This is a genomic window from Streptomyces sp. NPDC107654 (assembly GCF_055639035.1).
This window is the reverse complement of sequence record NZ_JBVKBI010000005.1, coordinates 231,698-256,859: the sequence shown is the minus strand read 5'-3', so window position 1 is coordinate 256,859 and position 25,162 is coordinate 231,698. Positions and strand designations below refer to the sequence as shown.

General features: G+C 69.6%; 27 protein-coding genes and 1 tRNA gene. 6 read left to right on the top strand and 22 right to left on the bottom strand.

All coding sequences use genetic code 11. The annotated features are described in order from the left end of the window. Nucleotides 1–9 precede the first annotated feature (9 nt). The 11 genes from ACZ7N4_RS11795 to ACZ7N4_RS11745 form a co-directional block, all read right to left on the bottom strand. Nucleotides 10–543: a hypothetical protein gene (locus tag ACZ7N4_RS11795; RefSeq protein WP_471356730.1), complete on the bottom strand. Its 534-nt coding sequence runs from the start codon at nt 541–543 to the stop codon at nt 10–12. A gap of 260 nt (nt 544–803) precedes the next feature. After that, nucleotides 804–1,199 (bottom strand): nuclear transport factor 2 family protein, encoded by a 396-nt coding sequence (locus tag ACZ7N4_RS11790; protein WP_471356727.1) that lies wholly within the window; start codon nt 1,197–1,199, stop codon nt 804–806. Between the two features lie 99 nt (nt 1,200–1,298). Beyond that, the gene (locus ACZ7N4_RS11785; RefSeq protein ID WP_471357145.1) at nt 1,299–1,517 is read right to left on the bottom strand and encodes a peptide deformylase; all 219 of its coding nucleotides are present in this window, start codon (nt 1,515–1,517) and stop codon (nt 1,299–1,301) included. Next, nucleotides 1,430–1,798 carry a hypothetical protein gene (locus tag ACZ7N4_RS11780; protein WP_471356724.1) on the bottom strand — a complete coding sequence of 123 codons (369 nt, stop codon included), beginning with the start codon at nt 1,796–1,798 and terminating at the stop codon, nt 1,430–1,432. Before ACZ7N4_RS11780 ends, ACZ7N4_RS11785 begins: the two co-directional genes overlap by 88 nt. Nucleotides 1,799–1,840: 42 nt before the next feature. Next, entirely contained in the window at nt 1,841–2,884 is a 1,044-nt protein-coding gene (locus tag ACZ7N4_RS11775; RefSeq protein WP_471356722.1) for a serine hydrolase domain-containing protein, read from the bottom strand. Then, nucleotides 2,881–4,092, bottom strand: coding sequence for a glycosyltransferase family 4 protein (locus ACZ7N4_RS11770; protein WP_471356719.1), 1,212 nt, complete (start codon nt 4,090–4,092; stop codon nt 2,881–2,883). The genes ACZ7N4_RS11775 and ACZ7N4_RS11770 overlap by 4 nt, the downstream gene beginning before the upstream one ends. Then, nucleotides 4,089–4,628: a dCTP deaminase gene (locus ACZ7N4_RS11765; RefSeq protein ID WP_471356717.1), complete on the bottom strand. Its 540-nt coding sequence runs from the start codon at nt 4,626–4,628 to the stop codon at nt 4,089–4,091. Before ACZ7N4_RS11765 ends, ACZ7N4_RS11770 begins: the two co-directional genes overlap by 4 nt. Further along, a complete protein-coding gene (gene dcd, locus ACZ7N4_RS11760) occupies nt 4,625–5,164 on the bottom strand; it encodes a dCTP deaminase (protein WP_471356715.1) in 540 nt (179 codons plus the stop codon). Before dcd ends, ACZ7N4_RS11765 begins: the two co-directional genes overlap by 4 nt. Continuing rightward, nucleotides 5,161–6,405 (bottom strand): bifunctional UDP-sugar hydrolase/5'-nucleotidase, encoded by a 1,245-nt coding sequence (locus ACZ7N4_RS11755; RefSeq protein WP_471356712.1) that lies wholly within the window; start codon nt 6,403–6,405, stop codon nt 5,161–5,163. The genes dcd and ACZ7N4_RS11755 overlap by 4 nt, the downstream gene beginning before the upstream one ends. After that, nucleotides 6,402–7,721, bottom strand: a complete 1,320-nt coding sequence (locus ACZ7N4_RS11750; protein ID WP_471356709.1) for a UDP-N-acetylglucosamine 1-carboxyvinyltransferase — start codon at nt 7,719–7,721, stop codon at nt 6,402–6,404. Before ACZ7N4_RS11750 ends, ACZ7N4_RS11755 begins: the two co-directional genes overlap by 4 nt. Nucleotides 7,722–7,723: 2 nt before the next feature. Continuing rightward, on the bottom strand, nt 7,724–8,161 hold the full coding sequence (locus tag ACZ7N4_RS11745) for an ATP-binding protein (RefSeq protein WP_471356705.1): 438 nt from the start codon (nt 8,159–8,161) through the stop codon (nt 7,724–7,726). Nucleotides 8,162–8,336: 175 nt separating this feature from the next. Between ACZ7N4_RS11745 and ACZ7N4_RS11740 the strand changes: the two genes are divergently transcribed. Both ACZ7N4_RS11740 and ACZ7N4_RS11735 read left to right on the top strand, forming a co-directional pair. After that, nucleotides 8,337–9,608 carry a helix-turn-helix domain-containing protein gene (locus ACZ7N4_RS11740; protein WP_471356702.1) on the top strand — a complete coding sequence of 424 codons (1,272 nt, stop codon included), beginning with the start codon at nt 8,337–8,339 and terminating at the stop codon, nt 9,606–9,608. Then, the gene (locus ACZ7N4_RS11735) at nt 9,605–10,171 is read left to right on the top strand and encodes a flavoprotein (protein WP_471356699.1); all 567 of its coding nucleotides are present in this window, start codon (nt 9,605–9,607) and stop codon (nt 10,169–10,171) included. Before ACZ7N4_RS11740 ends, ACZ7N4_RS11735 begins: the two co-directional genes overlap by 4 nt. A 531-nt stretch (nt 10,172–10,702) precedes the next feature. Here the strand turns inward: ACZ7N4_RS11735 and ACZ7N4_RS11730 are convergent. From ACZ7N4_RS11730 to ACZ7N4_RS11705, 6 genes are all read right to left on the bottom strand, one after another. After that, on the bottom strand, nt 10,703–12,412 hold the full coding sequence (locus tag ACZ7N4_RS11730; RefSeq protein ID WP_471356696.1) for a relaxase/mobilization nuclease domain-containing protein: 1,710 nt from the start codon (nt 12,410–12,412) through the stop codon (nt 10,703–10,705). Continuing rightward, complete coding sequence (locus ACZ7N4_RS11725) at nt 12,409–13,059, bottom strand: MobC family plasmid mobilization relaxosome protein (RefSeq protein ID WP_471356693.1); 651 nt, start codon at nt 13,057–13,059, stop codon at nt 12,409–12,411. The genes ACZ7N4_RS11730 and ACZ7N4_RS11725 overlap by 4 nt, the downstream gene beginning before the upstream one ends. A gap of 117 nt (nt 13,060–13,176) precedes the next feature. Next, on the bottom strand, nt 13,177–14,034 hold the full coding sequence (locus tag ACZ7N4_RS11720; protein WP_471356689.1) for a DUF2637 domain-containing protein: 858 nt from the start codon (nt 14,032–14,034) through the stop codon (nt 13,177–13,179). A 217-nt stretch (nt 14,035–14,251) separates the two neighbouring features. Next, nucleotides 14,252–15,505 carry a DUF3631 domain-containing protein gene (locus ACZ7N4_RS11715; protein ID WP_471356686.1) on the bottom strand — a complete coding sequence of 418 codons (1,254 nt, stop codon included), beginning with the start codon at nt 15,503–15,505 and terminating at the stop codon, nt 14,252–14,254. Between the two features lie 135 nt (nt 15,506–15,640). After that, entirely contained in the window at nt 15,641–15,883 is a 243-nt protein-coding gene (locus ACZ7N4_RS11710; protein ID WP_471356683.1) for a helix-turn-helix transcriptional regulator, read from the bottom strand. 468 nt (nt 15,884–16,351) lie between these two features. After that, nucleotides 16,352–16,627, bottom strand: a complete 276-nt coding sequence (locus tag ACZ7N4_RS11705) for a hypothetical protein (RefSeq protein ID WP_471356681.1) — start codon at nt 16,625–16,627, stop codon at nt 16,352–16,354. A 14-nt stretch (nt 16,628–16,641) separates the two neighbouring features. Between ACZ7N4_RS11705 and ACZ7N4_RS11700 the strand changes: the two genes are divergently transcribed. Next, nucleotides 16,642–17,883, top strand: a complete 1,242-nt coding sequence (locus ACZ7N4_RS11700) for a tyrosine-type recombinase/integrase (protein ID WP_471356678.1) — start codon at nt 16,642–16,644, stop codon at nt 17,881–17,883. Between the two features lie 75 nt (nt 17,884–17,958). On the opposite strand, the gene ACZ7N4_RS11695 is transcribed toward ACZ7N4_RS11700, so the two are convergent. The 3 genes from ACZ7N4_RS11695 to ACZ7N4_RS11685 form a co-directional block, all read right to left on the bottom strand. Further along, on the bottom strand, nt 17,959–18,300 hold the full coding sequence (locus ACZ7N4_RS11695; RefSeq protein WP_471356675.1) for a hypothetical protein: 342 nt from the start codon (nt 18,298–18,300) through the stop codon (nt 17,959–17,961). Nucleotides 18,301–18,412: 112 nt separating this feature from the next. Then, nucleotides 18,413–18,485 (bottom strand) — tRNA-Arg (locus ACZ7N4_RS11690). A 427-nt stretch (nt 18,486–18,912) separates the two neighbouring features. After that, a complete protein-coding gene (locus tag ACZ7N4_RS11685) occupies nt 18,913–20,202 on the bottom strand; it encodes a M6 family metalloprotease domain-containing protein (RefSeq protein ID WP_471356673.1) in 1,290 nt (429 codons plus the stop codon). A 422-nt stretch (nt 20,203–20,624) separates the two neighbouring features. On the opposite strand from ACZ7N4_RS11685, the gene ACZ7N4_RS11680 reads away from it, so the two are divergent. Beyond that, entirely contained in the window at nt 20,625–21,263 is a 639-nt protein-coding gene (locus ACZ7N4_RS11680; protein ID WP_471357142.1) for a TetR/AcrR family transcriptional regulator, read from the top strand. A gap of 175 nt (nt 21,264–21,438) precedes the next feature. Continuing rightward, nucleotides 21,439–22,983, top strand: a complete 1,545-nt coding sequence (locus tag ACZ7N4_RS11675) for an MFS transporter (RefSeq protein ID WP_471356670.1) — start codon at nt 21,439–21,441, stop codon at nt 22,981–22,983. 56 nt (nt 22,984–23,039) lie between these two features. Here ACZ7N4_RS11675 and ACZ7N4_RS11670 read toward each other — a convergent pair whose 3' ends face one another. Continuing rightward, nucleotides 23,040–23,552 carry a MarR family winged helix-turn-helix transcriptional regulator gene (locus ACZ7N4_RS11670; RefSeq protein ID WP_471356667.1) on the bottom strand — a complete coding sequence of 171 codons (513 nt, stop codon included), beginning with the start codon at nt 23,550–23,552 and terminating at the stop codon, nt 23,040–23,042. A 105-nt stretch (nt 23,553–23,657) separates the two neighbouring features. On the opposite strand from ACZ7N4_RS11670, the gene ACZ7N4_RS11665 reads away from it, so the two are divergent. Next, nucleotides 23,658–24,446: a dioxygenase family protein gene (locus tag ACZ7N4_RS11665; RefSeq protein WP_471356664.1), complete on the top strand. Its 789-nt coding sequence runs from the start codon at nt 23,658–23,660 to the stop codon at nt 24,444–24,446. A 10-nt stretch (nt 24,447–24,456) separates the two neighbouring features. On the opposite strand, the gene ACZ7N4_RS11660 is transcribed toward ACZ7N4_RS11665, so the two are convergent. Then, nucleotides 24,457–24,975 carry a GNAT family N-acetyltransferase gene (locus tag ACZ7N4_RS11660; protein WP_471356661.1) on the bottom strand — a complete coding sequence of 173 codons (519 nt, stop codon included), beginning with the start codon at nt 24,973–24,975 and terminating at the stop codon, nt 24,457–24,459. Nucleotides 24,976–25,162: the final 187 nt, after the last annotated feature.

Here is a 25,162-nt window from a genome sequence, read left to right as displayed (position 1 = left end):
CGTCCAGCCTCACTGCATCTGATCGAGCATCTCCGAAAGAGCGCTCTTGATCCGCAGAGCCTTCTTGATCTCGTCCGCCGTCACGTACGGATACTCTCCGTACTCGATGAAGCTCGGGCACTGGTGTTCCCGTACGAAGCGCACGAACGCCTCGGGGTTCGCCCGCCAGTCCTCGGGAAACCCTTCGAGATTCTCGAACACGGTGCTCACGCCCGCCTTGGTGAACAGGGCGACGGCGTCTTCGGTGTACTTGTCGAAGTCGGTGTCGAAGATCCCCTGGTACATGAAGCGCGTGTCGTCGTCGAAGAGAACCCAGCGCAGATAGTGCAGCTTCAACGGCGCGAGAAGGTACGGGTCCTCCTCCAGCGCCTTCGCCAGGGTGTGGCCGTACTCCCGCACGGCGTCGGCCCTGCCCGGTTTGACCTTCGCGATGACGGTGAATCCGTAGCAGGCCGGAGTCTTCGGGAAGACGGGGCCGTACTTCCCCTGTTCCAGATGGTCGGTCTCCTTGGGAATGGTGACCGCCTGCGGCTTGATCTCCATGTCCGCTCCTCCGCGTTCCACAGGTCGGAACATGTCCAGCGTGGCACCGGACGGCTGGGCGCGCCCGCTGAGCGGGAGCGGGCTGACGGGTACGCTGCCGGCCACTTCAGCCGGGCGGCTCGCGCGGTGCGGACCCACCGGCGGAGACGGCTGATCAGTGCTTCGACGACGAAGGTCCTGAGGCACGCCCTACCGGTAGCTGACTGGTTCCGCCCGACCGCGCCTCGGCTGCTGCCGCGCCGTCGCCGACGTCGGGCCGGTCACGCGCCCTTTGCCCACGCCCAGGCCGTGAGCCGCCACTCTGTGTCCACCTTGCGAAGCGCCACCGTGAACACCGAGCCGGTTTGGGTGAGCTGCTCGCCCCGCAGGTCGAATGTCATGATCGTAGAAACAACCACATAGGCATGGGCGCCTGTGACATCGGCATGCCGTGGCTCACTGAGGGTGATGTGGTACCCCGAAGCCCCTATGCGCTCACCCTCGGTAAGCACGTCCCTCCACCAGTCCTCGCTGGCTGTCGGCCCCTGCCACACGTGCGGAGCCATCCCGTCGAGTATCTGCATTGGGTCAGCGCATGCTGCTGCCATCGCTTTCGCGTCACCGCGGTTGAAGGCGTCGACGTATTGGACCACCGCCGCCATGGGATCGTTCGACACCACAGGTCTCCTCTTGTCGCGTACCCGGACCCTTCATCAGACCCTTTTTCATCGTCGCTGGAAGCCGGGACTTCTGCCCGCTACGCGGCACGAGACGTCTCACGTCCGGGGCAGTGGGCCGAAGCCGGTGGAATGCAAGCCCAATGGGTGCCAGGTGCCGATGGTGGCCAGAGCCGGGGATGAGGGCGGCCCGGTCGGTGGACTCGACGGCCTGACTTCCACGGTGATCTTCAGTGGCCGGGGAACGAGTCCGCGGACGTCAAAGAAACTGAGGCAACTCTCGTACTGCTCGTCCGTCTCCTCGGAGTGGTCGGTGATGTGGGGTTGAGTAAGACGACGGCGGGGGCGTCGTCGGTCGGCAGGACATCGGCTGCGGCGCGGGCGATGCCGATCTGCGGGGCGGCGATGCCCATGCCCTTGGCGGAGCGATGTACTTGGCCGATGCGCTCGATGGCCAGGAACGGCTCCTCCACGATGCGTTCGGCCTCGTCGCGCTCGGCTGGCAGACCGAAGGCACGGGTCGGTTCGGTGAGGATGTCGGCGCCCTGTCGGACGAGGCCAAGGTGTCGCATGCGCTGGCTGGGCCGTTCGTCAGTCACCTGAACTCCCTTGGGTGTGAGGATGCAGTGCCCCAGGTTTCCTTACCCGAAGGCGAGTGCTCGGAAGGCGGTACGGACGTCGGCCAGCGGCGCGCGGTCGCGTGTGTAGTAGAGCTTGTTGGTCAGGAGCACCGCCCAACGGTCCTTGGTGGGGGAGATCCACATGCCTGTGCCGGTGAAGCCGTAGTGGACCCAGACGTCCTCCTCGGCGGTGGTGCCGGGGGCGGGGTGCCAGAACAGGCCGCGAGCGGGCTGAAGCTGCCCCGTCTGGATGGTCAGGGAGCGAGTGATCCACTTGCTCCCGAAACCGGCCCGGAATTGGGACGCGGCAGGGGCGAGCATGTACCGGAGGAAGGCGGCGAGGTCGTCGAGGACGGTGAAGGCGCCGGCGATGCCACAGACGCCGCCCAGGAGGCGTGCCGAGAAGTCGTGGGCGACTCCCTTGAGGTGGGTGTCTGTGTCCTGGTCGAGTTCGGTCGGCGCGCAGCGGGCGGCGAGGTCGTCGGGCAGGGAGCCGAACCGAGTGGAGGGCATGCCCAGTGGGTGCCAGGTGCGGACGGTGGCCAGTTGGTCCAAGGGCTGGCTGGAGAGATGTTCGGCGAGGTAGCCGAGGATCAGGGCGGCCCGATCGGTGTACTCGACTGCTTCGCCGGGTGGCCGGTGGAGCTGCTCGTGCAGTACGCCGCGGCGGATGTCGTCCGGGTTGGTGCCGTAGAGCTTCTTCAGCTGGGCTCGCAGTGGGACGCCGGCCGTGTGGGTCAGCAACTGTCGGGCGGTCACGGCGCCGAGCGGATGGCCGGTGACTTCGGGCCAGAAGGTGCCGAGCGGTTGGTCGAGGTCGAGGGTGCCGTCCTCCCATAGCGCGCCGATGGATGACCATACGGCGAGGATCTTGGTGAGGCTGGCGGCGTCGAAGACGGTGTCGGAGCGCATCGGCACGTCCGGCTCGTCTGGGTCGAGGACGCCGGTGGTGCCTTGGGTGTGGATGCCGGTGGCGTCGCCGACGGCCCACACGGCGCCGGGGTACATCTTGTCGCGGACGCCTTCGTCCAGCAGTGCTTCGATGCGGTCGCTGTCGTACGTCATGGTCTCCCTCTTCGCCGGGGCATCCCGCCGGTCAGCGTAGTGAGATTCGCCGGGCGGGCCGGGTAGTGACGTGTCGGACTGGCCGGAATACGGTTGGCGAGCTGGCGGCCGAGATCGGTGAGGGCTCGTGCGGTCGCCGAGAGGGGGTAGCGTGCCGCGTTGGCGTACCCCGCCTGCCGCAGGGCGGCCAGGAGGCCGGGGGAGGTGCGCAGACGGTCGAGGTCGCGGGCCAGAGCGGCGGAGCGAGTGAAGTCGGTGGCCATACCCGAGGCGGCGAGGGCTTCGCTGAGGCCGGGTACGGGCTGGTAGAGGACCGGAAGTCCGCAGGCTTGGGCCTCCAGGGCCACCAGGCCCATTGCCTCCAAGGTGGTGGACGGCACCACCAGCGCGTCGTGCTCGGTGAAGGCTTTCCACAGCTGTGGGCGGCGGAGCCAGCCAAGGTATCGGACGCGCACGCCGGCCCGTTGTAGCAGTGGGGCCAGCGACAGGAACTGGGAGCGGGGCGCGGCGATGCTCAGCTCAACGCCTTGCGCGGGGGCGAGGCTCTTGATCAGTGCTTCGGCGCCTTTCTCGGCGGTCAGGCGTCCTGCGTAGAGCAGGCGCAGGTGACTGTGCGCAGTGCGGCTCGGGCGCCGTGGTGGCGCGGTGAGCAGGTGGTCCGGGATGCCCCAGGGGATGTGTGTGATCTTGCGGCGTTCGATCCGTGGGGCGAGTTTGATGAGGCGGTCGGCCATCGCGCTGGTGGGTACCACGATGGCGTCGGCGGCCCTGGCGGTTTCGCGCAGCACCTGGAGCTGCTCCCGGTGGGCTTCGGCGAAGAGCAGGTCGGTGCCGTGGACCAAGGCGATGCGGGGAGGCAGGGGCAGGGCTCGGATCAGGGCTGGGCTGGCGCCGAAGGTGAGGTGCTGTAGATGCAGGACGCCGACTTGTGCCGGGTTGATCGCGGCGGCGAGGGCCTTGCGCAGCGCTTGGACGTAGCGAGCGAATGCGATGCCTTCCAGGCACTTGCCGGCGACGGGCAGCAGATCCAGTCCGGCCGGGAGCCGGGGCCTGTTACCCGGTGGTGTCAGCATGAAGGCGCGGGCCGGGATAAGGGGTTGGTCGCCGGTGTAGAGGTCGAGGAAGAGTTCGACGCTGCCGCCAGGGCTTCCCGCGGGAAGATCCAGAAAGGTGACAGCCAGAGGGCCGCCGGTCGAGGGGGAGTTCACCGGACTCCTCCACGGATCTCTTCGTAAAGGCGGGAGATGTCGATGCCGTCCGTGGCCGCGTACTTGGCGGACTGCTGCTGGTAGCTGGCCGGGGCGCCGAATGGGGTGAGGAAGACGAGCTTGCCGAAGGTCATTCCCGGATACACGCGCACCGGCCGGGCGACGCGGATCTCCAGCGTCCAGCGGATCGCGTGACCTTGATGACCGAGCGGGGCAGAGACGTGGACCCAAACGCCCAGGGAGCCGGTGGTGCGGTCGCCGTTCAGCATCTGCGCGTACGTCTCCGAGCCGGTCCGTTCCAGCGTGATGCCCAGGTACAGCAGGCCGGGGCGCAGCACCAGACCAGCGTCGGGGACGGGCTGCTCGGTGAACACGGTGGGCGCTGCGGCGTCGAGGACGTCGCCGTCGCAGGTGCGAATCGTGTCGCCGAGCCGCCAGTCGTAGGCGTTGGGAGAGAGGCGGTTGGGCTCGTACGGGTCGATGGTGATCTCGCCAGCCTGGACCGCGGCGGCGATGGCGGTCCCGGTGAGGATCACGATGCCACCGCCCGAAGTCGGGCGACGTCACGCCAGTAGGCGGAGGGCTGCGGGCCCGTTGCGGCCTGGTACTTGCCCCGGTAGAGGTCGATGGCGCCGGTGGCGACGAAGAACATGATCTGCCCGATCTTCATGCCCGGGTACACCCGCACTGGTCGGATCGGGTTGAGCATGAGCGTCCACTGACCGTGGAATCCGATGTCGCCGATGGGCGCGGTGATCTCGACGAACAGCCCGAGCCGGCCGACGGAGGAGCGGCCGAACAGCAGCGGGACGAACGTGTCGGAGCCGACCTCTTCGAGGGTGTGGCCGAGGTAGAGCTCGTCGGGCTGGAGAACGTACCCATCCGGCCCGAGGATGGTCTCGCGGGTCGGGTTGGGACGGTGGGCATCCAGGACCTTGCCGGTGTAGGTGATCAGGGTCGGTCCCAGACGCACGTTGTAGCTGTTGGGGTTGACCTGGTCGGCGGCGAACGGGGTGATGCGGAGGCGGCCGTCGTGAGCGGCAGCGGTGATCTCGGGACCGGTGAGGATCATTGCTTGCCTCCATCCGCAGTGTCAGGGAACCGAGCGGTGAGGACGTGCTGGACGGCCTGGTCCAGACGCAGACCGGCCTCGTGCGTGCGCTCGCCGAGGTAGGTGTCGGCGAGGTAGTCGGTGGTCAGCACGGTGGTGATGGCGTCCGGCAGGGGATCGGGGGCCGTGACGAGCGGGCCGGTCTGGGCGGTCAGACGCGACAGCAGGCCACGGAGGTCGCTGCGGTCCGGCGCCGGCACGTGGGCGTGTACCAGCTGGTTGGCGAACGGCTCGATGGAGAGCAGGTCGCCCTGGGTGAGGGTCTCGCCCAGTGGGGCGGAGCGCAGCGCGGTCTCGTTGAGGATGACCGCGTCCGCGCCGAGTGCTGTGTGCAGGCGAGCGGTGAGGTACAGGAGCAAGCCGCGCCGGTCGAGGGTCTGGTGGCGGTAGCCCGGTCTGATCGTGCCGAGGACGCTGGACAGCTGCTGCTTGATGTCCTCGATGTGTGAGTGCAGGCGCACAAGTTCCGTGGGAACGGCGCTCGGGGTCTGATCCGGGAAGCACGTGGTGCCCGCGCCCCATCCCGTGCTCACGGGCGTGGCGATCGCGTAGCCGTCGGCGAGTTCGCGGCCCTTGACGACGAGGGTGTCGCCGATGCGGACCGGTCCGTACTGGTCGCTGTGGCAGTGCCCGGCGAAGATCACGTCGAGGAATGGGCAGGCCGCCGCGAGTTTGCAGTCCTTGTCGAAGCCGGAGTGGCTGAGGAGGACCCAGCTGTCGACCTCGTGGAGGTGGGCGAGCCTCAGCTCGCGCAGGGCCTGGTCAGGATCGGTGATGCAGTGGCCGGCTCGCTGGGCGACGGGGATCGCGTGGAAGGCTTGTCGGCCGATTACGGCGGTCACACCGACGCGCCGGTCACTGACGTCGGCGATGTAGAGGCGGCGGAAGAGCGCGTCGCCGGTGTCGGCATCGACGGCGTTGGCGCAGACAGTGCGCCGATGGAGGTCGGGTTCGAAGTGGTGGGGCCAGCCGTGGTTGCCGGGGGCCAGTACGTCGTAGAGCTTGAGCAGGATCTCCCGCTCGATCGTGCCGTGAGCGAGCCGGTAGTAGCCGCTGCCTTCGAAGAAATCGCCGCAGTCCACGGTGAGCGAGGTGGGCCGGAGCGCGTGGAGGTGGGTCAGGAACGGTGCGGCGTTGTCGAAGGCGGAGTGGACGTCGGTCGTCGCAACGATCTGGCGCAGGTTCCGGCCGTCGGTGGTCATGGGGTGACCTCGCAGATGTCGGCGCCCAGGGTGCGCAGTTTGCCGGACAGGTCGGCGTGGCCGCGGCGCAACTGGTCGAGACCGCCGATGGTGGTGATGCCTCGGGCGGTGAGGCCGGCGACCATGAGGGCGGAGCCTGTGCGGATGTCGGTGGCCTCCACACCTGCGCCAGTCAGCTGCTGGGGGCCGGTCAGGCGGCATTCGGTGGGGGAGATCTCCTCGATCTCGGCACCCAGGCGGGCCAACTGGGGCAGCAGGTTGCCGTGGCGGCCGGGGTTGATGGCGTCGGCGAACAGGTGGGTGCCAGGGAGCCCGAGGGCGAGTGCCATGAGCGGTGGTTCGAAATCGGCGTCCAGGCCGGCCGGGCTGAGGGAGGCGATGGCCTTGAGAGGGCGACCGGTGAGGTGTGCTTCCTGGGCGTTCACGGAAACACCGTCCGGCTCCGCGTAGGCGGGGATACCGAGCCGGTGAAGGGCAGCCACGAACGGGCCTACGTCCTTGCCCTGCACGCCCGCGATGCGGGCAGTACCGCGCGTCGCGGCGATCGCGCAGGCCAGCGTGGCCGCCTCGATCTTGTCGCCCGGCACCGCCCAGACAGCGGCGTCAGTCGGCGGCAAGGACGGCGGTAAAAGGGCGAGCAGATGCTCACTGGCGCGGGTCTCCCAGCCCACGGACCTGAGGGCGTCGAGCACGCTCAGGACTTCCGGCGAAAGATTGGGCAGGCCCAGCCGCAGGGGCCGGCTGGTCGTGAGAGCGCGCAGCATCGCGGCCACGGTCGCACCGCGCGAGCGGATGGGCAGTACGAGTGAGACGGTGCCGGTGTGAGGCGCGACGGCCTCCACCCGGTATCCGGAGCTGTCCTGCTCGCTCCGGTCGCCGAACGCCTCGTACACCTTGAAGTGCAGCTCCATCCCGCGGGCGCCGATGCGGCAGCCGCCCGGCCAGGGCAGCCGCGCCTGGCCGTAACGCGCGAGCAGCGCGGGGACGAGGTAGTAGGAGGCGCGGATGCGGGCGGCCTGTGCCAGGTCGGGTAGTCCACGGCGTACCTCCGTGGGCAGGATCACCGCGGTGGTGGGCTCGCCCAGAGGCTGCGCGACATGCCAGCCCGTCTGTTGCAGCAGAGCGAGCATGATCCGGACGTCCGTGCTGTCCGGGACGTTGCTCAGCCGAACAGGGCGGCCGAGAGCCGACGCGGCGGCCAGGAGCGGTAGAGCGGCGTTCTTGGAGCCGTCGACCCGTACGGTGCCGGCGAGCGGCGGTCCGGGGCGGACGGCGATCACCTCGGCGGCCACGCCAGGGGCGCGGGTGGTCGTCATCATCAACTCCTCTGCAGGGGAAAGGCGAAGGCGATTTCCTGGTTCGGTCTGGTGATCAGGTCGATCTCGGCCCAGCAGCGCTTGCCGCCCTCCGCCGGCTCGGCGCCGTACCGGTCGGCGAGTGCGGCGACGAGGAACAGACCCCGGCCGCCTTCGCTGTCCGCATCGGGCAGAGCCGGCTGGGGCAGCACCGGGCTCGCGTCGCAGACCTCGATCCGCAAGACGTCCTCGTCGAGACACACCGCGAGCGAGGCCGATCCGGTGTCGGCGTACTGGACCGCGTTGGTCACGAGCTCGCTGATCACGAGTTCGGCCGTGTGCACCGCCTCCGGGCCCAGCCCCGAGCCCCAGCCCGCTATGGCGTCCACGGCCTGGTGCCGGACGCCGTTCGCTGCAGCGGGCGTTGCGGGTACGGAGAGAGTGAGCTGGTGCACTTCCATGAGCGGCCTCCCGGAGTAGGTGCGGCCACATCAAGCAACCATTCCGTCGCGGTGAGTGGTTAGCCCGGGTGCGGGCGCTGCATGAGTTATGCAGGAGCTGCATCACCGCCAACTACGGCTGATCTATGCTCGATTGAGCAGGCAGGATCAGCGACGGCGGAGGGAGCCGTGGCAGATGGCCGATGCATACGGGGAAGCGAGACGGATCGGAGAACGGATCCGTCGGGCACGGGTGTTACAGCGGCGTTCACAGCACGACGTGGCCGCAGCGCTCGGGTATCACCAGTCCAAGGTGAGCCGTCTGGAGAGCGGCCGCGGCACAGAGGACATCCGCGTACTACGTGCCGTCGCGCAGGAACTCAACATCTCGCCCGAGGAGTTGGGCGTTGCCCCCGCTCAGGACCTCTCCGTCACCGACCAAGAAGCTGACGACATGCACCGCCGCACATTCCTCGCCGCGAGCATCGCAGCGCTCGCGGCCCCGGCCGGCCCTACGGCCTCGCACACCGCCCTCGTCCAGGCCCTCCTGCCCGGCCCCGGCCACGCGGGCACCGGTGATCCACAGGAGCCGGCTGTCCTGTACGAACGCGTCGGATCAGCACTCAGGCTCTTCCACACCTGCCACTACACGGAGCTGGAGCGCACCCTCCCGAGCCTGATCGCCGACCTACGGGTGGCCGCCGGCGATGCGACGGACAGGGACACGGTGTCCCGACTCCTGGCCACGGCGTACCAGACGGCGACCAGCCTGCTGCTCAAGCAACACGACCAGGGCACCGCGTGGCTCGCCGTCGGCCGGGCGATGGCGGAGGCCGAACGCTCCGGGGATCCGGTGGTCCTCGCCTCCAGCGTCCGCGTCCAGGCCCACGTCATGGTTCGGGAGAAGCACGCCACCGAGGCCGTCACTCTCGTCCGGCACACAGCCGACCAACTCACTGGCTCCTATGACCGGCGCTCACCGAAGTACCTCGCCGCCGTCGGACTGCTGCTCCTGCGCGGTGTGACCGCGGCCAGTAGCCTCGGGGACCGCGAGGCCACGAAGGAATTCCTCACTGAGGCGAAAGAAGTCTCGCGTTACGTCACTCTTGACCGGCCCGACGCCTGGGCTACCTTCAGCCCCACCAATGTTGCCCTGCACGAGCTGAGCGCACTGGTGGCCTTCGGCGACGCCGGCCTCGCCCTCCAGGCGGCCCGGCCCCTCATGCGCCGACACATCCCGGTCCCCGAGCGCCGCGCCGCACTATGGGTCGAGGCGGCCCGTGCCTACAGTCAGCAGGGTCGCCTCGCCGACGGCTACCAGGCCCTTAGGATCGCCGAGACCTGCGCCGCCCAGGACATCCGCCGCCCCGACGTCCGCACCCTGGTCGCCGATATGGCCGCCCGTGACCGCCGTCGTACGCTGCCGGAACTGCACCACTTCAGCCGCCAACTGGGAGTCCCCGCGTGACCGAACCGATCGCCCCGGACAAGAAGCCCTTCCTGTACGTCGTCGTGTGCGCGAGCGGTGTCGCCGGTGACGTCGGCAAGCTGATCACGGCCGCCCAGGAGGCGAACTGGGACGTCGGCGTCATCGCCACACCGCAGGGACTCGGCTTCATCGACACCAAGGCGATCGAGGCACAGACCGGCTACCCGATCCGCTCCACCTGGCGTTCACCGGGAGACCCGCGCCCCCTGCCCCCGGCGGATGCGATCGCCGTGGCTCCCGCCACCTTCAACACGATTAACAAGTGGGCCGCCGGGATCTCCGACACCCTCGCCCTGGGCATCCTGTGCGAGGCATACGGCATGGGCATCCCGACCGTGGTCCTGCCCTACCTGAACTCCGCCCAGGCCGCCCACCCCGCCTACCAGCAGAGCCTGGACCGGCTGCGGGGCATGGGTGTTCTGATCGGCTCGTGCGAACCGCACCGGCCGAGGGCCGGCGGTGCGGCGGAGCGCTTCCGCTGGGAGGAGGCACTGGAGTTGCTGGAGCCTCTGGTCAGCGCACACACCCCGCCGTCGGCCTGAGCGGCGCCGCGCCCCGACGCCGGTTCGCCCGCATCCTTAGCCCGGCAGTGTCGTTGAACGCCACGAACGCGATGCGCACCGGGTGACCGCAACGTCCCCCGGCAGGCCGAGCCAGGGGCGCATCCTCCTCTCCGGTTGAACCGGCCGGTGAAGGTGCGGCCCCGGGACGTCACGGCCTCGAATGTCCCGGGGCCCTCATCTCTCCTCGTGAGCGTCGGCGCGCCGACACTCATGTGCCGCCGACCGCAGCGCTGCCAGGGCCCGCCAAGGGTCTGTTGTGGCGTGTCGGCGATGTGGGGTACTTAAGGTGGAGCCGGGAAGGGAAACGTAACGCCGTGGGCGATGATGTCCTGTGGTTCGGAACGGAGCCATAGGGCGCTGCTCCCGTGCTCTGTCGGCGTAGCACGGGAGCTGGCTGTTGCTGACAGGGCACTCCGGTCGGGTCGCCAGCCGTGTTTCCTGGCGTGCGCCTGCTCAATGAGACAGCGGCAGGACGGCCTGGACGGACTTGCCGTAGGGGCAGTTCTCGAATCACCGGTGCCGAGCAGGCGCCGTCCGACCTGGCTGCGACGGGCTCGGTGGGATGTGGTCAGGCTGTGCCGGTCGTGGTGCCACACTCGTGCGGGCTTGGGCGGCTCGGTCTCGGTCGCTGGGGGCCTGCCGGGCGGCGAGGCGTTGGATGCGCCAGGTGAGGGTCCCGGCGGTGGAGCGGGCGTCGTCAAGGGTGCGCTGGCGGGCGGCATGCTGGAGGAGTAGCTCGGGGTCGTGGCCGGCGTTCTCGGCTTCGGTCAGGGCGGCGGCCAGTGACGGCCAGGCGGGGTCGTTGAGGACCTGCTGGGCGTGGTCGGGCACGATCACGAGGATGCGCTGGGCGTGCTGTTCCATGGTGCGGGCCGGTGGCTTGCGCTGGGCCAGGGCGGCCAGCGGCCCGCCAGCAGTCTGTTGGTAGGCGGCCTGCAGATGGACCAGGGCTTGGTGTGCGGCGGCGACTTGCTGGTCGTGCTGGCGGGTTTGGTGCCAGTGGGCTGTGGCGATGACGACGAGGACGGCGATGTCGAGGAACATCGCCAGCCCGGACCCGTCGCCGGTGACCGGCGCGGTGCGCAGGGCGCGGACGGCGCCGCGGAGGGCGCGGGCCTGGTCCTGCTGGGCGCGGATGCGGGAGCGGGTGGCGCGCTCGAAGGCGATGGCGGCCTGCTGTAGTTGTGGTCGCAGGTGGCTGGGGGCGAGCAGCGGCAGGATGTCGATGGCTTCGCCGAGGGTCGCGATGTGGGCCTGGGCGGTTGCGTCGTCGCCGTGGTCGAGGTGGTGGGGGATGCGCTCGGCCGCGGCCGTGGCCTGGTGCCAGGGGTTGGGCCTGCACCGGCTGCCCGGCTCAGCTGCGGGCGGCGCCTGGATGACGGTAAGGCGTTCGCGGATCTTGGGGTAGGACAGGTCGGGGGCGAGTTTGGCGCCGGAGAACCAGACGGGTTCGCCGGCGGCGTTGGTGTCGCCTTCCACGGCCACCTTGTACCCGCGCACGTCGCCGGAGGGAAAGTGCTGGACGTCCACGAGCACGCCCTCAATGCCGTCGAGCAGGTGGAGGAATTCCTCCGGGCTGGTGGCGATGGACACCAGCTGCCGGACGCTGGTGCGCAGGCGCTCGCGGGAGGTCTTGGTCTTACCGGCGCGGCGGGCCTTTTCCGTCTCGGCGCGGGTGGGGCGCTTGGCAGCGGTGCGATCCCCGCGCACGACCTGCTTCAGGCCGTATTCCTTCTCGATGGCCGCGAGTTCCTTGTCGGCCTTCAGGTAGTCGTTCCAGTGGCGGGCGGTGCGCAGGTCACTGCGGACCTTGGTGGCGGCGATGTGGATGTGGTCGTCGGCGTGGCGGACGGCGACCCACCGGCACCCGTCGGGGTCGCCTTGTGGCGCGATGCCCGTGGCCGCCACAATGCGGCGCGCGATGTCGGCCCACTCGGCATCGGTGAGGTGCCGGTCGCCAGGGGCGGCACGTACCGAGCAGTGCCACACGTGCTGCTCGGGCGCCCGGCCCAGCCGGCGGGCTTGCTTGACCCGTAGGTCGAGGTCGGCCACGAGGCGCTTCTTTGTGGCGTCGAAGTCGTCGATGCGGCCAGGGTCGGGAGCGAAGCCGTCCCAGGAGGCGACCAGGTGCGGGTCGGTGTGGTCCTTGGCCTTCTTCGTGTCGAACAGGTACCGGATCAGGCCGGCGGTGCTCTTGCCGCTGCCGATCTTGGCGATCACCGGACCGCCTTCGCGGAGACAGCGTGGTTCATGGTCTGAGCGATGTCGCCGATGGCGGCGCGGACGGCGTCCAGGGTGCGTTCGGCCTGAGCGAGGACGGCGGTGTCCACAAGGTGTGGATCGCCTCCAGCGTTGAGACGGTGGGCGATCTGGTTGACGTTGTTGCCGATTCGGGCGACTCCGGCCCGCAGGGCGTCGAGCTTGTCGAGGCAGTCATCGAGCTGGGTGCGCTGCCCGGGCAGGCCCACGGTGAGATCGCCGTCGAGGTAGGCCATGATCACGGCGCCGACGAGATGGGCGGCGGCGATGCCCATCTTGCGGGCGCGTGCGAGGATCCGAAACTTCTCGTCGATGCTGTAGCGGACGTCGACACGCTGCTTGCGCTGGACGCTCTCGCGGGTACGGCGGCGGGCGATGCGACGCAGGGTGACTTCGTCGGCGGGGGCGGCGGGGGACTGCTCGGCTGCGTCGGCGGGTGCTTCCTCCTCGGGCACCCCCTGGTGCCCGAGTTCCTCCGCCACCCCTGGGGCGGAGGTGTCGGCGTTGGACCGGCCCTTGGACGGTCCAACGTCATACCTTGCTGCGCTGGTGGCGGTAGTGGTCATCTGCTCTGGTTGGGTGGGTAGTTGGTGGTGCGGGTCGTGCATTGAGTAGTTCTCCGTGCGGTGTAGGGGAAGAGGACGCGTTGGCTCCGAGGCGGGCCGCTCGTCCCCGGGGACGAGCGGAGGAGTCGAGCGCGAAGGGTGAGGGGCGTGGCGGCGGACTCAATGGGCGCTGGCGGGTTCCTTGCCGGGCTCCGTCTGCCTCTGGCGCGCGGCCTGGTCGAGTTCGGCCTGCACGTGGTCCTTGATCTGGGTCAGGCGGTCCTTGCCGATGCGGTACTCAGCGGCGCGGATGGCCGCCTCGATGTTGCGGCGTGAGGCGCGCTCCCCGCGTCCCAGCGGCGCGGTGCGAGCGATGGCGAGAAGTTCGTCGAAGGTGGCGTCCTGTTCGTTGCCCTTCTCTTGGGTGGGTGACTTCGGGGCCTGCGGCACGTTGGCGGCTGCCTCCGCCACTTCTGGGCGCTCGGCCACGTCGAGCGCGCTCTGAGCTTGCTTCGGCAGGAAGTCGGCGTCTTCCGAACGGGCAGGCCACTTGGCGCTGTGTGCGCCGTTGTGGCTGTGGCCGGTGGTGTTGTGGCCCGGTGTGGCGGCGGCCTCTTGGCGCACACTCGTGGGATGGCGGCGGATGACCAGGTCGAGGTGGACAGCTCCGGCCAGTGCGAGCGGGGCGATGGCGGACAGGGCGCCGACGGTGACGTCGTCCAGGTGGAACCCGGCCGTGTGTGTCTGCTGGTTCAGACGGACGGCGTGCAGAGCGTTCGCCCAGATGCTGGTGACCGTGGCGAGGCCGACCAGTGCCCAGACGTACAGACGTGAGCGCCAGGGTGCGGTACGGAGGATGAGCAGGGCGGCGACGCCGATGGCGATGAACCCGTCGATCACGAGCGGGAAGGCGTATGTGAGGACTCCGCGGACGTGGATGGCGACGGCCATCTGATGCAGAGCGTCGTAGGAGAGGGCGAAGCCGATCGTGCCGACCAGAGCGACCCCGAGGCGGATCGCGGCAGTCAGTGCTGGCACGGAGGCTTGGGCGGTGCGTGAGGGCAAGCGTGGTACTCCAAGGAAGGCGGGTGCCATAGGCAGGGCGTGGAGCTTCCGCTGAGGGCGGTGGACTCGTCGCACCCGTCGCATGGCTGGTCAGGGCAGGTACGGGAGTCGGCCGTGATACGGGAGGACCCGTCACAGTCACCGGACCCGTCACGGGGCTGACCTGCGGCGCGACGCGTGCGACGGGTGTTTACGGGTTCACGGCCGACCCGTGACGTGTGGTCTCACTGCTGCCGCCGGGTGGCTGCTCCTCGGGGCAGTAGCGGGCCCAGGCGTCGGTGAACTGCGTTCGGGTGAATCCCCGGGCCTGCCGTCCGCCCTCGAAGCGGAGGACGGCTGCCTGGATGCCGAAGTCCTTCAGCAGGATCCCGAGGTAGCGCGGGGTCAGGCCGGTGTTGCGGTACTCCGCCCACGGCGCTTCCTGGTCCTTGAGTAGTTCCTCCAGCAGGTCCCGCGTGCGCACGGCGTCGGGATCGCCGTAGCACCCGAAGACGCGGCGGATGTCCTTCAGCAGGCGCGTCTTCACATTGGACTCGTCGTCCTGACCGACCTCGGCCGCGCACATAGCCACGCAAGCCTCCCGAGCCTTCTCCGGCCAGGTGCCGCCTGCCAGTTCGGCGACGACCACCAGCGGCTCCCACGTGTCCGCCGCCCGGTCCTGCACCGGCATCGGCGGCACCAGGTCGGCTGCGGTGTCCATCAGCGGGCGCAGCCAGGCGGCCAGACGGTCACGCAGGGCATGCAGGGCGGGGATGTCGCGGCGGGAGCGGAACTGCTCCACCCGCTCACCTGGCTTGCGCCGCTGCATACGGATCACCACGGCGCGGTCCATGACCGTGTCCGGCAGATCTCCGATGCCGGCCAGCGCGGCCATTGCGAAGGTGGGGAACGCCTGCGGTTTGTGCTCCGGGCCGGAGATGCGCAGGGCGGGCCGGTTGCGCTGGTGGCCGGCGTTGAGCAGGCCGCGCAGCTCCTCGTTCTTCTCGGCGGCCTTGATGCTGCCGAAGATGGTGTCGGCCTCGTCCACCAGCAGGGTGGGCGGGTCGTCACCGATGGCGCGGAAGACGACCGCTGGGCTGGTGTTGACCGTGATCAGCGGCTCGCGCACGGTTTCCGTGATCACATCCAGCAGGCGGGACTTGCCGCACCGCTTCGCCGGGCCGACCACCGCCAGACGCGGTGCGTGCTGCAGGGCGGGCTGGATGTGCGTGGCCGCCACCCACAGCGTGACGGCGGTCAGCGCGTCGCTGCTGGGCAGGATCACGTACCGCGCGATCGCTTGCCGCAGCTCCTCCAGCAACTGCGCGCCCTCGCCGACCTGCGTGGGCTCGTCGTCCTCGGCGGTGGCGTCTCTCGTGGTCGGGGCCTGGCCAGGGGCGGCGACGGGCGGCCAAGCGGGTATCGAGGGTGCGGCGGGGGAGGTGGGAGACGTAGATTCGTCCACAGACGTTCCTTCCCGGTGGGCCAGGCGGGCAAGGCCCGGCCCACCGATTCGATCGTTCAAGGGTGATGGGGCAGGGACTCTGCGGCTCTCGGCGGTGGCTCGCCGAGAGCCGTCTCGCTGTCCCGGTAGGGCGGCTCAGGCCGTGAGGTCGTACGCGGACTGGGCGTTCACCCAGGCGTCCACCTCGGACCAGCGGTAGCGCAGGTGGCGGCCGACCTTGTGCACGTTGGGGCCGATGCCCCGGTACTTCCACTGGTAGAGGGTCTTCACCGGCACCCCGAGATAGGCGGCGACTTCGGCCGGGGTGGCCAGCGGGCCGCGCCGAGCGGCGTCGGCGGAGGCAGGGGCGTTGGCGCTGCGGAAAGAGGTATTCGGCACAGGACTCCTTTTCGGTCATGGACAGCGTGCCTGGACAACACAGCCACACCGTGGGCGCAGAAGTCCAGCGTTGGTTCTGAAACTCTCCACTAATTCCCTCGGTGCGGCGGAGGGGGAATAACCGTAGAGGCGGATCGGCCGTTGACCAAAAAGTTGGCGGCTATGTCCTCACCCTCGATCGCCCGAGGGGGGGCCACCAGAGCCCGAGTCATCGGTTGGTGCAGGCCAGAGCCTGACTGGGTGGGCGTCCAAGTCGCTGGCGTACGCGGTGAGTGCATCATCAGATACCTGCTCAAAACACCCAAAGGCTACGCGCGAAGGCAAGTTAGCACGACCCCTGGGGTGAAAAGCCTGCCTGTGTGCCGTGAATGGAAGAGATAAACGCCACGTCGCCCATCCGGCGCCCGCAGCGACTTCTGTAGAGTTTAAGAACCAACTCTTGCCATAAAGTCCGGCTGCAAGTTACAGCTAACTGTCATGGCTACCCGACCTGTCGAAATTGGCCCCGCCGGCCTCCACACCGCCCGCGCCATCGAGCACCTTCGAGTCGTGCGCGGAATGACGCAGCACGACCTCGCCGCTCTGTGCACCGCGCTGGGGCGTCCCCTCACGAATATCGCCGTCAGTCGCACAGAACGCGCCCGACGCCGCTGCGACGTCGACGATCTTGTCGCCATCGCGGCGGCGCTCGGCGCCCCGCCCACAGCCCTGCTCCTGCCGCTCTCGCTTGAGGTGCGTCTCCACGGGAGGGGGTGCTGATGGCGCGAGTCTGGATCGAGGACCGCATCGGGCACACGGCGTACGCACGGGCGGTGGCAGAGGCCAAGCGGAACGGCCGTACCCCTCCCGGGCGCTACCGAGTGCGCTGGTACGACCCCGACGGCAAGCCGAGGATGAAGACGCTGGCCCGCAAGGTCGATGCCGAGGCGGAGCGGACGAGGATGGAGTCCCGCCTCAACGACGGCTCCTACCGGGACCCGGCCGCAGCCCGCGTGAAGTTCGCGGAGGTGGCCGAGTCCTGGCTGGCAGCGCAGATCCACCTCAAGCGCTCAACCCGGAGTCGCTACCGGGGCGTTCTCGACGTGCACGTGATCCCTCGGTGGGGCACCACTCCGCTGGACCGCATCCGCTTCGAGGACATCGCCGAGTGGCTGGCCGACATGCTCTCGGGTGAGGCCACGGGCGGTAGGAAGCTCAGCCCTCGTTCGGTCCGCAAGGCGTACGTCGTGCTCAGCCGTGTCCTCGGTTACGCGGTCAAGGCGCGCCGCCTGGCGGTCAACCCAGCCGCCGGTGCGCCGTTGCCCAAGGCGGCACCCGCCGACCACGTCTACCTGGATGACGTACAGGTCGAGGCACTGGCCCACGCGGCGGGCGCCTACAGGGTGTTCATCCTGCTGCTGGCCTACACGGGTCTGCGCTGGGGTGAGGCGTCCGCGTTGCAGGTGGGGCGGGTGGATCTCGATGCCTGTCGGGCTCACATCGTCGAGGCGTACGCCGAGGACAACGGCAAGCTCTACCTCGACACGCCCAAGAACCACGAACGCCGGTCCGTACCGATCCCAAGGTTCCTGGCAGAGGAGTTGAAGCCCCACGTCGAGGGGCGGAAGGACGACGAGCTTCTCTTCACCGCTCCGCAGGGTGGGCCGCTACGCGCCCGCAACTTCCGCCAGCGCTTCTTCGCGCCGGCGGTTGTCAAAGCCGGGCTGGGGCACCTGAAGGTCACTCCGCACAAGTTGCGGCACACGGCGGCCTCGCTCGCCATCGCCAGCGGGGCCGACGTCAACGTCGTGCAGACGATGCTCGGCCACAAGTCCGCCACGCTGACGCTGGACACGTACGGGCACCTCTTCCCGGACCGCCTCGACGAGGTGTCGAAGAAGATGCACAGGCGTCGTGCCAAGCAGCTGGCCAAGGCGAAGGCCAAGCTGGAGAAGGCGGCGAGGAAGGCCCGCAAGGCCGCCGAGGCTGTGGCCGCCCTGGAGGTGGATGCAGCTGCCTGATGTGTGCTTGATCCGTGCCGGGGAGCCGTAGACGAGAGGGCCCTTCCATCGTGAATGCACGATGGAAGGGCCCCTTCACTTTGTCTGGTGGGCGGTTCGGCGGGCCTGGTCGATGGCCTGGGCGGCAGAGTCCGCGGCCAGCTGCCTGATCTCCTGCGGCGGCTCTCGCTCGTCGCGGACGAACAGTCGGCCACCCGTCAGGTGCGTGGTCGTCTTCCATCCGAGACGGCGACCCGCCTCCCGAGCGGCGCGCCGGACCTCCCTGACCTCACCCATCTCTGCGAGATCATCGCCGCTGAGGATCAGCTGCCCGTAGTAACCCTTGTACTGCGGCTTCAGGGCGGTCCGCATCAGCGACTCAAGTCGGTCGACCAGCTTCTCGTGCCGGCGCCGGGACAGCTCGTCCTTGGCGGTCATCTCGCACAGCTCCCCACCTCTGCCCGCAGCCCATGTGTGCCAAATATGTGCTGCGAGGACGAAGGCCCTCCCGTCCGTCGGACGGAAGGGCCTCTGACCAGGTGTTTCTCTGTGCCCCCGGCAGGATTCGAACCTGCGACACCCGCTTTAGGAGAGCGGTGCTCTATCCCCTGAGCTACGAAGGCATGGGTGGGCGTCCTGGTGGGCGCTTGGTGGACAGGGTACCGGATCACGGTGGGGCGGGGTGGTGGGAATGGGGGGCAGGTCGAGGGGACGGGGGTGGAGCGGGAGGGGGGCGTGGAGGTCGGTGCGGAGGGGGTCGGCCGTTTAGTGGAGGGTGGGGAGGCAGTCCTCCGGGGTGCGGCGGGTTGGGTGTGTGGCCATGCTCAGGGGGCGATCGGGCGGCCCGTTCGGGTATGGCTGGGCAACGCGGGCCTGATGCCAGGGCCTCGTCCACCAGGGGTGTAGCCCTGGGCGCGGACGTCGGCGAGGTCGGGGGAGGGGCGCGGCCGTGGTGGCCAGGAGGAGTCGGCCCAGGAGGTGGCGGTTGCCGGCGGGCCGGGTGCCCACCGGGATGGGCGTCGTCAGGATCCGGCCCGTGGCCGTTCCGGCTCATGTCCCCCGTGTGATCCGCACCCGGTAGTTCCCGTCCTCGTCCGTGCTCACGACCTGGACGGTGATGGCGTGGCGCGGGTCGCGGAAGCTCTCGCCGGGGGTGAACGGGGCGTCGGAGAGTTCGGTGTGGACGTTGGGGCTGCGCGTGCAGCCTCCGCTGTGGCGGTGGCTGTCGAAGACGGTGACGGGGCCGCGGCCGGTGTCGACGGCGGCGTCGACCTTGTAGATGAGGACGCCGGGGCGGCACACCGCCTCGTCGTTGCCGCCTTGCGCGCGGACCTCCAGCGCGTAGGTGGTGCGGGTGGTGACCGGGACGAGGATCAGCTTGCCGCCGCCCGGCCTGTACAGCGGGGACAGGGTGTAGTCGACGGCGCCCCGCCCCGCCGCGCAGCCGACCTGGCTGCCGTCCAGCCAGCCCAGCTTCCACTTGTGCCAGCCGAGCAGGTCGTTGTTGGCCCCCCAGTCCTCGCTCATGATGTCCCAGTGCCCGACCGCGCCCCCGCCCTCCTGCGTGTACAGGTCGGGCAGGCCGAAGATGTGGCCGTTCTCGTGCGGCAGTACGCGGTAGCCGGTACGGGAGTAGGTGCCGGAGCCGTCGTCCTGGCGGGAGTAGACGAAGGAGGCGTTGGATATGCGGACGCCGTCGGCGACCGGGGCGTCGTCGTTGCCGGCGAAGGTCACGGACAGCACGGTGTCCAGGGCGGAGGGGCCGGCGTTCGGGGTGACGAGCACGTTCAGCAGGTCGTAGTCGCGGAAGTCCACCATCGGGTCGGCGGCGGCCACCAGGTCCTGGACCAGGTTCCGGTAGCCGGGGTCGAAGGGGGCGCCGCGCTCTATGCCGTAGGACCGGAAGGACTTCGGCATGCGCAGCCAGCCGGTGACCGGGGTCTCGGGGTGGTAGTCGAGCCGGCCGTACGACGCCGTGCGGAACCACTCCTGGGTCTGCGGGAAGAACTCGTGGAAGCGGTCCATCGCGTTGCCCTGGCCGGGGGCGTCGGGGAAGTCGACCATCACGGTCAGGGCGCGTACGGTGCCCGTGGCCCGGGAGTAGCCCGGCGGAGTGGGCAGGCCCTCGGTCATCTGCACGTCCAGGCCGCCACGGATCATGCAGGGTATGAGTGCGGAGGCGCGGGCCAGGTTCACCGGCCCGGCGGTGGTGGTGGGCGCCGTCAGGTTGCCGGCCCCGGCCGAGGTGCTGACCGCGAGGGTCAGTGCGGTCACCACGGACAGGGCGGCGAACCGGCGCGGGCGTATGCGGCGGCGAGACGGCGACTGCGGCGGCTGCATGCAGGGACCTTTCGCGCCACGGCAGCCGCCGGTCTCCGGCTGCACCCTTGCGCTCACCCTGTGTCGGGGCCGCCGCGGGCGCGCGCTGGAGGAGCCGATCGTGGGAAAGCGGGGCCGCACGGGGGTGAATCCCGGCAGCGGCTGATTGTGTCTCAGGTCACAGGATTTCTTTCCGTGGGCGGGAAATAAGCGGGGACCGGTTCCCCGTTTAGCCCTGTGTCCGAGCGAAACGGGGAACCGGTCCCCGGATCGTCCGCGACGCCAGTGTCGTAGCCAGTGGCCCGGTCGGTGGCACGTTCAGTGAGACGCCGACTGACACAGTCACTGGCCGTGTCACTGACGCAGCCAGTGACACGCCTGGTGATACGGGAACCGCCCGCATCGCCGCCTCCCATCGACCCGAGGAGTACGCCGTGCCCGCCATGACCGCACCCGCAGCGCGCAAGGCGCCCCGGCCGCGCGCCGACGCCCTGCGCAACCGGGAGCGGATCGTCACCGCCGCCCGGGAGATGTTCGTCGAGCACGGCCCCGACGTGCCGCTGGACGAGATCGCCCGCCGGGCGGGTGTCGGCAACGCCACGGTGTACCGCAACTTCCCCGACCGCGACGCCCTCGTCCGCGAGGTCGTCTGCTCGGTCATGGACCGCACGGTCGAGGCCGCCGAGCTGGCCCTCGCCGAGACCGGGGACGCGTTCGCCGCCCTGGAGCGCTTCGTGCACGCCGCCGCCGACGAGCGGATCAGCGCGCTGTGCCCCATGGTGTCCAGCACGTTCGACAAGCACCACCCCGACCTGGAGGCCTCCCGCGAGAGCGTCGAGCGGCTCGTGGAGGAGATCATGGGCCGGGCCAAGGCGGCCGGACAGCTCCGGCCGGACGTCGGCGTCGGCGACCTGCTGATCGTCGTGGCCCAGCTGAGCCGGCCCCCGGCCGGCACGGACTGCATGCGCGCCGACCGCTTCGTCCACCGTCATCTGCAACTCTTCCTCGACGGTCTGCGGGCCCCGGCCCGCTCCGCCCTGCCCGGGCAGGCCGTCACGATCAGGGAGCTGCGCGACTGCTGACCGATCCGTCGACCGATTAGTTCAGGTCCCGCATCCAGTCCACCACTTGGGCACGGCACGGCAGTTCCTCCGGCCGCCGTGGCTCCCCCTCATCTTTCCGCCTTACTCCGTTTTCTCGTCATTTTTCGTCACGTCCGCTGTCACGAAGCCTCGTAGTCCCGAAGTGGGTATCTCCATGTCCGAAACAGCCCTCAAGGCTCCCGGCGTCACCGCTCCGAGCGGTGACGCCAACCGCTGGAAAGCGCTCGTCTTCATCGCGCTCGCCCAGCTGATGGTCGTCCTGGACGCCACCATCGTGAACATCGCCCTGCCCGCCGCCCAGCGGGACCTGGGCATATCCGACGGCAACAAGCAGTGGGTGATCACGGCCTACGCCCTCGCCTTCGGCGGTCTGCTGCTGTTCGGCGGCCGGATCGCCGACCTGTGGGGCCGCAAGCGCACCTTCGTGCTCGGCCTCGGCGGCTTCGCCGCCGCCTCCGCGCTCGGCGGTGCCGCCACCAGCGGCGCGATGATGTTCGGTGCGCGCGCCCTCCAGGGCGTCTTCGGCGCGCTGCTCGCCCCGGCCGCGCTGTCCCTGCTGGCCGTCATGTTCACGGACGCCAAGGAGCGCGCCAAGGCGTTCGGCATCTACGGCGCGATCGCGGGCGGCGGCGGTGCCGTCGGCCTGATCCTCGGCGGCTTCCTCACCGAGTACCTGGACTGGCGCTGGACCTTCTTCGTGAACGTCCCGTTCGCCGTGGTCGCCGCGGCCGGCGCCTACTTCGTGGTCCGGGAGCCGGAGGGCGGCCGCAACCGCAACCCGCTGGACATCCCCGGCGTCCTGCTGTCCACCCTCGGCCTGGTCGCGCTGGTCTACGGTTTCACGCGCGCCGAGTCCGACGGCTGGGGCGACGCGGTGACCGTGTCGATGTTCGTCGCGTCCGTGGTGCTGCTGCTCGCGTTCGTGGTCGTCGAGGCCAAGGTCAAGGCCCCGCTGCTGCCGCTGCGCGTGGTGACCGACCGCAACCGCGGCGGTATCTACCTCTCCCTCGGCCTCGCGATCATCGGCATGTTCGGCCTGTTCCTCTTCCTGACCTACTACCTGCAGGTCGTGAAGGGCTTCTCGCCGGTCAAGACCGGCTTCGCCTTCCTGCCGATGGTGGCCGGCATGATCACCGGCTCGACCCAGATCGGCACCCGGCTGATGACCCGCGTCCCGGCCCGCCTGCTGATGGGCCCGGGCTTCCTGGTCGCCGCGGTCGGCATGCTGCTGCTGACCCAGCTGAAGATCGACTCCTCGTACGGCGCCCTGCTGCTGCCCGCGATGGTGCTGCTCGGCCTCGGCATGGGTACGGCGTTCATGCCGGCGATGTCCCTGGCCACTCAGGGCGTGCAGCCCCGGGACGCCGGTGTCGCCTCCGCGATGGTGAACACCTCGCAGCAGGTGGGCGGCGCGATCGGCACCGCCCTGCTGAACACCATCGCCTCCTCGGCGACCACGTCGTACGTCAAGGACCACATCGCCGGTGCCGCCGGCAAGCCGCAGCAGGACCTGGTGAAGCTCCAGGGCATGGTGCACGGCTACAGCAGCGCGATCTGGTTCGCCGTCGGCATCCTCGCCGTCGCCTCCCTGATCGCCTTCACCTTCGTCAACGCCGGCCGGCCCGGCGCCGCCCCGGCGGCCTCCGGCTCCGGCGACGGCATCGAGGACGAGCTGCCGGTGCCGGTGGTGGCCCACTGACCGGCGGGCGGTGAACGGCCGTACGGCGACCGGACCGCGGGCAGCCGTACGGTGATCTAACGGAGCCAGGGAAGGTCCGCACCCGCTTCGTTGGGCTGGAGGCCCTCGGCGACGATCTCCATGATCTCGCCGAGGGCCTTCTGCTGTTCCGGGGTGAGCCGGTCGAACAGGGCCTGCCGTACGGCGGTCACATGGCCGGGCGCGGTGCGCCGCAGGACCTCGTGGCCTTCGTCGGTGAGTACGGCGAACTGGCCGCGCTTGTCGGAGGGGCAGTCCTCGCGGCGGACCCAGCCGTTCCTCTCCAGCCGGGCGATCGCGTGGGAGAGCCGGGAGCGGGTGATCTTGGCCTGCATCGCCAGTTCCGTCATCCGCAGCCGGCGGCGGGGTGCCTCGGCGAGGCCGACGAGGAGGCCGTAGTAGATGTGCGGCATGCCCGCGTCGCGCTGCAGCTGCCGGTCGAGGTGGTCCTCCAGCAGGGTGGTGGCGTGCCGGTAGGCGCGCCAGACGCGTTGTTCCTCGTCGCTGAGCCAGCGGTGCCGTGCGTCGGCGGAGTCCGGTGCCGTGTTCATGCATCCACTGTACGAGGGAGCTCCTTGAAGTTTGAACAAGTCGGGCGTAGGGTCTCGAGTGAGAGCTTGAGACTTAAAGCAAGTGGACCACTGGGAGCCGCCGCGATGTCCGCCACCGCCCAGGAGCGCATGCCCGCCCTGTACCTCAGCCACGGCGCCCCGCCGCTCGCCGACGACCCCGTCTGGCCCGGCCAGCTCGCCGCCTGGTCCGCCGGCCTGCCCCGCCCCAAGGCGATCCTCATGGTCTCCGCGCACTGGGAGGAGGCCCCGCTGGCCCTCGGCGCGGTCGAGACCGTCCCGCTGGTCTACGACTTCTGGGGCTTCCCCGAGCACTACTACCGGGTCCGGTACCCGGCCCCCGGCGCACCGGCGCTCGCCGAGGCCGTCCGCAAGCTGCTGCGCGCCCCCGGCACCCCCGTCCAGGACATCCCCGACCGGGGCCTCGACCACGGCGCCTACGTCCCCCTCGTCGAGATGTTCCCCGCCGCCGACATCCCCGTCCTGCAGATCTCCATGCCCACCCTCGACCCCGTCCGCCTGATGGACATCGGCCGCAGGCTCGCCCCCCTGCGCGACGAGGGCGTGCTGATCGTCGGTTCCGGCTTCTTCACCCACAACCTCGCCGCCCTGCGCCACTCCGGCGGCGTGCCGAGCTGGTCCTCCGAGTTCGACGACTGGGGCCGGCGGGCCCTGGAGGCCCGTGACTGGGACGCCCTGCTCGCCTTCCTGGACAAGGCCCCGGCCGGCCGCTACGCCCACCCCCGCACCGAACACTTCGCCCCGCTCTTCGTCACCATGGGCGCGGCGGAGGCCGGCGGCGAGCTGGACACGCAGAAGTCGGTGATCGACGGGTTCTGGATGGGAATGGCGAAGCGGTCCGTGCAGTTCGGGTGAGGGCGGGGGGCTACAGGCGCTTCTCGTACCAGGCCACGTCCCAGTAGCGGCCGAACTTGCGGCCCACCTCGCCGTACGTACCGACGTGCCGGAAGCCGAACCGCTCGTGGAGCCGGGTCGACGCCTCGTTGGGCTGGGCGATCCCGGCGTACGCGCGGTGCACGTCCTCTCCGGCCAGCGCCCTGAACAGGGCTCCGTACAGCAGGGTGCCGATCCCGCGCCGTCCGGCGTCCGGAGCGACGTACACCGAGGTCTCCACCGACGTCACGTACGCCGGCTTCGGACGGTAAGGGCTGGACGTGGCGTACCCCAGAATCCGCCGTGACCCCGGGTCCGTGGCAACCATCAGACGGTGCGGGCCGTCTTCCGGGTGGGAGAGCAGCCAAGGGCGGCGCTCTTCCGGAGTGAAACCGACGGTGTCGAATGTGATGGCCGTCTCACGCACATAGTGGTTGTAGATGGCCGTAAGGGCTTCGAGATCGCCCTCCAACCCCGGCCTGACCTGCACCTCGGCATGATCCGACGGCATCTCGCCTCCTCGCGTGGCGGAACAGGGTACTGCATGATCAGAAAAATCGAGGGGTGGGTTGGGAATTCTGTCCGGATTCCAGTCGTTGTTTCCCACGGATGCCGGGCACTCGGAGAAAGTCTCGGAACGAAGGCCGCGGAACGAGTGAGCCAGTCCCCGAGACGGTCCCCGTCCGTGCCGGGCGTTC